We start from the raw sequence: 7,467 nt of genomic DNA, 5'->3' as shown, positions 1-7,467 counted from the left end.
TCGGCCTGCAGTTGTGATGCCAGGTCACCAATATGCTCGTCGGCCCCATCAATCCCAAACAGGGTACCCAGCGCACCGACAAATACTTCCCGCGCCAGGAAAGACATCAGAATGGCGACACCATAACGCCAGTCCAGGCCAAGAGGCGCAAAAATCGGATCAATCCAGTGGCCGATCATGCCGAGATACGAATCCTGCAGGCTGCCATTTTGTGGGAAATACCCCAACACCCAAATGACCACAGACACTGCAAAAATAATGGGTCCAGCCCGGTAAATAAACAGCTTGCCGCTTTCCACTACCCGGCGGATCAGCGGTTTCCAGTGCGGTAAGCGGTACGAAGGCAATTCCAGAATAAAAGGCATATCGGATTGTTTACCGTCCAGAGCCGATGAACGGGATAACAGCAGGCTGATACACAGCGCCGTGACAATACCAAACAGGTACAAGCCAAAAAATACCACGCCCTGCAAACTGACCAATCCACCCAGATACTGAGTCGAAGGAACAAATACCGCCACCAGCAATGCATACACAGGCAAACGGGCCGAACAGGACATCAGCGGAATGGTCAACATGGTGATCAGACGCTTGCGTGGCGATTCAATGGTCCGCGCCGCCATAATGGCCGGTATAGCGCAGGCATGGGCTGACAGATAAGGCACGAAACTGCGGCCGGAAATACCAAAGAAACTCAAAGGCCGGTGACAAATCAGCGCGGCACGCGCCAGATAACCGCTGTCTTCCAGCAAGCCTATCACCAGAGTCAGCACCATAATTTGTGGCACAAACACCAGAAAAGCGCCCACCCCCCCAAACAGCGCGTCACGAATAAAATCAGCGGCCATGCCCTCGCCCATCAGGCTCAGGCTCCATTCTGCAATCGCAGCTATACCCGCTTCGACCCCGTCCATCAAGGGCGTGGCAAAGGTAAAAATACTCTGGAACAGGAAAAACATCACCAGCAGGAACATCAGACTGCCACTGGCATGGTGCAATAGAAAGCTGTCGATCCGGTTTTGGTTTTTCAGCAGGATATCGGCTTTGGCCCCATAGCTTGCGGCCATCTGCCGGGCTTTTTGCTGAATGAGTTCAGGAGCCGCACTGAGCTGCTCTGGTTGCGCCACAGGTTGGTGGCCGCCGGCAATAGCTTTCAGTGCCTCTTTAAACTCGGCGATGCCAAACAAGGTACGGGCAGACACCGCAAAGACCGGACTGCCCAGTTCAGCACTGAGTTTTTCCGTGTCTATCGCATGGCCTATTTTCTGCATTTCGTCATAGAGGTTCAGCGCAAACACCACGTTTTTATTGTGCTGACGGGCCAGCGCCTGCATATGCAACGCAAACACCAGGCTGCTTTGCAGCCGGGTCGCATCGAGGTTACACACCAGCAATGCGGTGTTGTCGTCCGCCATGGCTTTATTGATTTGCGCAATCGCAATGTCTTCGTCTTTCGACAAGGTATGCACTGAATAAGCGCCAGGTAAGTCCACCAGCTCAAACCCGTCAAACTTGCCGGTTTTGATGTCCACTGTCACACCGGGGAAATTCGCCACTTTCTGGCGCAAACCTGTCAGCTGGTTAAACAACAGGCTTTTGCCTGAATTGGGTTTCCCCACAAGTAAAATTCGTTTCATAGATTAACTGCTTTATCGGAAATTGAACTCAGGCGGCGGGAGCAACAAGAATGCTGCTGGCAATTTGCCGTTCCAGCGTAAAGACGGCATCGGCAACGGACACCACCACAGGACCACCTAAAAATCCACGTTGCAGGCATAACACCTGCTGCGCCGGAGCGAACCCCATATCATGCAGCCGCAGCACCACCTCTTTGTTCAGGCTGGGCTCCAGAGCGGCAATCACAGCCGTCTGTCCTTTGGGAATATCCCACACACTTCGCATCAGCTACCTCTGGGAAAATACGATTTATTCTTATTTAGTATGGTATCACTAAAAATCGGCCAACCGGCAAGTTTTTCAGCCTGGGAAATCAGAAGCCTATCGTAACTCTGCTAAAGAACCACGGTGCAAAATGGTGAAAACATGTTCAGGCAGCAACTGATAATTCACAGAATAACGCTCTGCAACCTGCCAGGCTTTAGCCAGCTCGGCTTTCAACTCTAACCAGACCGTACCTGGCTCTGCGGTTTTTACTGTGGCCGCATCAAAGCCAAAAAACTGACGGGCATAAGGATGCACTGCTTTAAACAGGCTTTCTTTCGCTGAGAAGATTAATGTGGTCGCTTGTGCCGCAGTCAGCCCCAGACTGCAGAGCAGTTCCTGTTCTTCTCTGTTGTGTATTTCGCCACACAGCTGCCGAGCTTGCTCAACCGTCAGCCACGTCTCCAGATCAATTCCCAGATAGCCGGTTTGCTCCGCTCTGCTGATCAGACAACAGGCCCAATGTGCAGCATGAGTGATAGAGCCCAACGCGCCTGCAGGCCAGAGCGGCTGCCGCTGAGCTGCAATGCCAATTTGTGGCAATGGCCGTAAAGGCCAAAGCAGTTGCATCGCCTTGAATGCTGCATAGCGGCCCGCCAGAAACTCGGCCTGACGCTTAATCACCGATGCCTGAAGGGGGGCTGGCATCTCAATAGCCATCGACGCGTATAAATCCGGCCTGTAGTGTTGCAGTTGGAAGTGGCAACACACCAGCACCCAACCTTGTGGATGCCGCCAGCACTCCAGGCTGTCAATAAACTGGTCCGGATACGAATTACTGTGAAGCGCTGCTGTATGAAAAGACAATAATGGCATTGAACAACTTCGGAATAAAACCAGAGGACTGATCGGTCACTGACACATTTTTGCAGTCAAACACAGACCGATCAGGATCAGAGACAGCCTTAGCTGGCGTCAGAAGACGCAGCCGCCACCGTTTTTTTGTCTGAAGCCAATAACAAAATAACGCCTACCAGAGGGGTCAGCAGGATGGAGGCAAACAAATAACCCCAAAACCCTAACTTCCGTTCTTTACCAAAATAGGCGACTACTGAACAAATAATTAAATACAGCAATACGTACATACCATGCTCCTGTTTCCAGTTAGTTAGTGTGGAATGAGTTTCCGGACCCACATAGGGTCGACCATCACATCCCCCTCTGTTACACCTACATCTGCACAACTAAACATCAAACCTTTGTCTGCAATTTCCTTATTGCCTTGTAACGTTAACGTATCGGCAATCACATTCAGCTCAAAGGTATTGGCGGCATTCAGGGTTTCTATCACAATATTGGCGGCCAGGTAGCCCTGTACTGCCCAATGATCAGCTTGTTTCCCATACCGTTGCTGATACTGACTGTCGAACTCAAGCAGGCGCTGATAAGCCAGATCAAAACGGGAACATTCATACCTTTTTTTGATACATCCGTCGTTATCAGCCGTACACGCTTCTGAACTGTCTGAGTCATTATGCTTCTGCTGATATCGCTGAGTATATTCGCTGATATCATGCATGGCTAAAGCATAGACATCTCCATACAATTCGCAATTCTTATCCTGGCTGCATTGAGTACTTAGATCATTTAATGTATTGCCGCCAAATATGGGGCTTTTAATATTTAATTCACGGATTTGCAGAATCACATCCGCCAGCTCTGGTAGAAAACCGGCCACAAAAATTGCGTCCACCTGCCCTGACTGGATCCGGACTATTTTTTTACGCATCTGCTTTAAAGTTTCCAGTCGCAGATCCTGACCAAAATCTACCGCCTGCAAGGTCTGCAAGCGCGGCGGCACAGCAGCCTTCAGGTCGGCGGATAGCGTCAGGCTTTCACTGAGCTGCTGCTCCAATTCAGTTATTAATTGCTCAACCAGCACGCTGAACGCCTCCAGCTCAGCGTATTGCTGCTCGCGGTTCATTAAACTCAGGGTGTCTAGATGCCGCTCAAACACAGTATTGAGGTAGGACTGCTTTTTACTGAGCGTCAGTTCCTGATTTAAATACTCAATCAATTTCTCATAGGACAGTGCGGAAAAGAACTGATCGTTTTGGCTTTTATTCGTGCCATGTTCAGACAAAAACCGGATCAACTCCTGCCGTGTGCCCTGCGCTGATAAGACCCGAATATGGTTCATTCGCTGCAATTGCTCCAGCCTGGCCCGCAACATCGCCAGCTCCTGCGTCAGATTGATGGGTCCAATCCGGGTCCGCAGCGGCGACAAAATAGGCAGAAAATCAATTTGCCCCGGCTCAAAAAAATGCGACGTTGGCACCTGCAAGCCACGTTGCACGGCGTACTCCATCAGGAAGTTAGAAAAATCTGAGCCGTACATATCGCGCTCGTACACCACATACAGGTTAATAAAACCTTCTTTGTACAGGTAATCTGCCAGCAAGGCGGCATTCACATCATCGGCCGCCAGATGGCGGAACACGCGGCGAAAATCATAGTGGGTAAATTTGACATGGGTAGCGCCGGACGACAGCATCAAAATACCCTGACGGTCATAGACTATAGCGGCTGGCACAGCTGCGTCAGAGCGCTGATAGCCAATCACCGCCAGCGTATTGAGGTTATCCGCTATTGCTTTGGCCTGCTGGACTGCATGCTCCCTGTCCTGAGTGCTTTCAGGGTAAGTTTTTATCCGCAACTGCCTTTTGGTGCAGTGTTGGGCCAAAGCGGCCACGCCCTGACAACCCACCCCCCCTGCTTGATTGGCTAAATCCACCACCAACTGTGCTGCCTCTGTGTACCCCTGAAAGGCAGCGCTGTCAGGCCAAACCACGGCCAGGTCCAACGTCTGGCTGGCCGAAATATGTTGTTGCCTCAGCTCAAGTGCAGTCACAGGCTGCGAATGCATATAAAAGCGCCAGGCAACAAAACACAGGTAGCCAATCAGGCCAAACAAAATAAACCTTGCCATCAGGGCTGTCCCTGCACTGGGTCTGCCACTACCGGACTCCTGCTGGGTTGTTGCTCCGGTAGTTTTACTTTTTCGGCCCCAGCTTCAGCATTCAGGATCACCGGCAAGGAGTTCTTATCGGGCCCGATCATAATGATTTTCGCATTGCTGGAGCTGGCTATTTCTTTAGTTGCTTCAATGCCTTTCCAAAGCAGAATATCCGCATTCAGGCTGGCATTTACTATGCTGTTGTAGCGATTAAGACCTTCGGCCTCCACTCGTTTGCGTTCGGCTTCTTTTTCTTCCCGCACGATACGGAAGTCATAAGCCAGTGCCAATTGTTGTTGCGTCAGCTTTTCCTGAATGGCCTGATCAATTTGCGGCGGTAATAAAATGTCGGTGATCATGACCTCGTCAACAGTAATAAATTTGCGGGCTACCCGGCCTATGGCTTCATTCACTGCTTCCTGAAAAGTCGATTTGTTCGCCAGCGTCGCGTAAATATTGGTCAAGTCATCATCCACGACATAAGAACGGACTGTGGCTTCAATTTCCGGCAAGACCACAATCTTGAAGTAGTCTTCACCGACAAATTTATGCAGCACCCCCACCATATTGCGATCCGGGTGAAAGCGAATTGCCATACGCACATTAAACTTCAGACCTTCTTTGGTCAGCACATTCAATTCGTGCATCACCGTCTGCACCCGAAGGTTGTACACCGCCATTTTGTTCCACGGAAAAATCAGATGCAGCCCTTCGCCATAGAGCTCATCCACCACAGTCCCCCCGGCGAAACGCCGGTATAACACTCCGCCTTCACCGGCCTGCACTGTAATAAAAATGCGGTTCCAGAACAGGATCAGCAGAAACAGCAGCACAAAGACGATGATAATAATGTTGGGTAAGTTGTCATCGACCTTTTTATGCACCCAGTCTGAACATTTTCGAATTGCGGCAATCATAGATGTTCCTGCCTTTGCACTGTGGCCACTTTGCCATATTCCAGTTTGATTAAGGTGTCAGCGACATCAAAGTAGCGGTCATCATGGCTGACCAGAATGATGGTTTTATTCTGGCGTTTTAACTCAGGCAGTATCACCCGGTAATACTCCTCACGGAATTCAGGGTCCTGATCCGCTGCCACTTCGTCAAACACCATAATGGGTTTGTCTTCCAGCAGCGCGACAATAAGGGCTATCCTTTTGCGCTGCCCGGTGGACAAATCCAGGTTGGTAAAACGGCCATGCTCAAACCGGGTTTTGCTTTCAATCTGCATACGTTTAAGCAGCGCATTGACCCGCTCGTCACTGTAGTTATGCAAGCCATACAATTTTTCAAACAGGTGGAAATCGGTCAGCACCATCGAAAACAGATTGCGGTAATCGTCATAATCTTCTGCTTTGATAACGTACTGATCGACCAGCACAGCGCCGGCGCTAGGGGTATAAAGGCCGCAGAGGTTTTTCAGCAAGGTGGTTTTGCCACTGCCATTGCCACCCACCAGGAAAATAATTTCTCCGCGCGCAAAGTTCAGCTCGACAGGACCAATGCTGAACATGCGTTGTCGGCTTTCATCCAGGTAGTCATAGGTTAAACCGCGCAGAGACAGACTGCTGAACAGGTTAAAATGCCCAGGCCTGTTGTGTTGCTTGCATTCAAGTGCCTGGTCAATTTTTTGCTCCATTTTGTCCAGATTGGCCAGGGCAATATCGGCTTTCATAATCAGCGGCATGGCTTCAACCAGCAACCCTATGGCACCTGACATAAAGAGCACCACAGCGGTAATAGACATCAGCACACTGGGTTCGGCGTCATCCAGTTGCGGCAACAAAAACACAATACAGGCCATCAGTACATAAAACAGGCTTTGGATAAAGGTGGTATTGGCCACGACCTTTTGCTCGGACAAAAGTTTAAGCCGCACCGACTGGTGCAGGTTCTGACTGAACTCATTCAGATAGATATCATCACTTTTTTCCCGGGAAATTTTCAGCTCTTTAAAGCCATCCAGAAAATGATTCAGCGCGTTAAAAAACTCTGCGTCTTTGGCCTGAAACTGGTGATACAGCGCCACCACCTGCTTTTGCGCCGTTTTGTAAGTGAAAATGCCGACAGCCAGAATCACAGCACAAATCCAAAAGGCGATAGTTGACATCCAGGCGATATAAAAAAAACAAAACACCAGCATCACGGACGCTGTGGCTATGTGGATCAGGATCCGCGTCGACTCATAGATGATTTGCGAATTTTCCAGCAAATTGGTGATCACACTCATCTTGCCAATTTTTTCGTAATGGCTGAGTGAGCTTTTGCGTAATTTGTCGATGATTTGCAGGTGGCGCTGCGCTATCGCCGACTGAATGCAGGCCTGAGTGTTGTATTCGGAGAATCGCCTGGCATAAATAAAACCGGAAATACAGAGCGCAAACAGGCAAAGATTACGGAAATTGATTTCATTAAAATCTTTGGCTGCATCGTTAATCACCAGCATCACCATGCCATTCGCCAGGCCAGCGAATACAATAGAGCTGATGATTTTGTTACGTTTTTCCCCTAACTGACCCAAAATAAAGCTGATCAAGTTAAATCTCATACATCCCCTGTGTTCTGATTTT

7 protein-coding genes are annotated in these 7,467 nt (G+C 49.7%); all 7 read right to left on the bottom strand.

Going from position 1 to position 7,467, the window contains the following annotated elements:
- A partial coding sequence (locus WKJ04_RS04800; RefSeq protein WP_337879358.1) for a ferrous iron transporter B occupies positions 1 to 1,637 on the bottom strand: 1,637 nt, incomplete at its 3' end.
- Between the two features lie 28 nt (positions 1,638 to 1,665).
- Complete coding sequence (locus WKJ04_RS04795) at positions 1,666 to 1,902, bottom strand: FeoA family protein (protein WP_337842004.1); 237 nt, start codon at positions 1,900 to 1,902, stop codon at positions 1,666 to 1,668.
- A 96-nt stretch (positions 1,903 to 1,998) separates the two neighbouring features.
- A complete protein-coding gene (locus tag WKJ04_RS04790) occupies positions 1,999 to 2,757 on the bottom strand; it encodes a 4'-phosphopantetheinyl transferase superfamily protein (RefSeq protein WP_337879357.1) in 759 nt (252 codons plus the stop codon).
- A gap of 89 nt (positions 2,758 to 2,846) precedes the next feature.
- Positions 2,847 to 3,026, bottom strand: a complete 180-nt coding sequence (locus tag WKJ04_RS04785) for a hypothetical protein (RefSeq protein ID WP_337842006.1) — start codon at positions 3,024 to 3,026, stop codon at positions 2,847 to 2,849.
- A gap of 23 nt (positions 3,027 to 3,049) precedes the next feature.
- Entirely contained in the window at positions 3,050 to 4,870 is a 1,821-nt protein-coding gene (locus WKJ04_RS04780; RefSeq protein ID WP_337879356.1) for an ABC transporter substrate-binding protein, read from the bottom strand.
- Positions 4,870 to 5,814 carry a prohibitin family protein gene (locus WKJ04_RS04775; protein ID WP_337879355.1) on the bottom strand — a complete coding sequence of 315 codons (945 nt, stop codon included), beginning with the start codon at positions 5,812 to 5,814 and terminating at the stop codon, positions 4,870 to 4,872. Before WKJ04_RS04775 ends, WKJ04_RS04780 begins: the two co-directional genes overlap by 1 nt.
- Positions 5,811 to 7,445: a cyclic peptide export ABC transporter gene (locus WKJ04_RS04770; RefSeq protein WP_337879354.1), complete on the bottom strand. Its 1,635-nt coding sequence runs from the start codon at positions 7,443 to 7,445 to the stop codon at positions 5,811 to 5,813. The genes WKJ04_RS04775 and WKJ04_RS04770 overlap by 4 nt, the downstream gene beginning before the upstream one ends.
- Between the last annotated feature and the right edge of the window lie 22 nt (positions 7,446 to 7,467).

The organism is Rheinheimera sp. (assembly GCF_037442345.1).
GTDB lineage: Bacteria > Pseudomonadota > Gammaproteobacteria > Enterobacterales > Alteromonadaceae > Pararheinheimera.
This window is presented reverse-complemented; position numbering and strand designations above follow the sequence as displayed.

Bases quoted from the DNA above. Each gene is read 5' to 3' on its own strand.
- WKJ04_RS04790 (WP_337879357.1), bottom strand. From the start codon at position 2,757: ATGCCATTATTGTCTTTTCATACAGCAGCGCTTCACAGTAATTCGTAT.
- WKJ04_RS04795 (WP_337842004.1), bottom strand. From the start codon at position 1,902: ATGCGAAGTGTGTGGGATATTCCCAAAGGACAGACGGCTGTGATTGCC.
- WKJ04_RS04770 (WP_337879354.1), bottom strand. From the start codon at position 7,445: ATGAGATTTAACTTGATCAGCTTTATTTTGGGTCAGTTAGGGGAAAAA.
- WKJ04_RS04780 (WP_337879356.1), bottom strand. From the start codon at position 4,870: ATGGCAAGGTTTATTTTGTTTGGCCTGATTGGCTACCTGTGTTTTGTT.
- WKJ04_RS04775 (WP_337879355.1), bottom strand. From the start codon at position 5,814: ATGATTGCCGCAATTCGAAAATGTTCAGACTGGGTGCATAAAAAGGTC.
- WKJ04_RS04785 (WP_337842006.1), bottom strand. From the start codon at position 3,026: ATGTACGTATTGCTGTATTTAATTATTTGTTCAGTAGTCGCCTATTTT.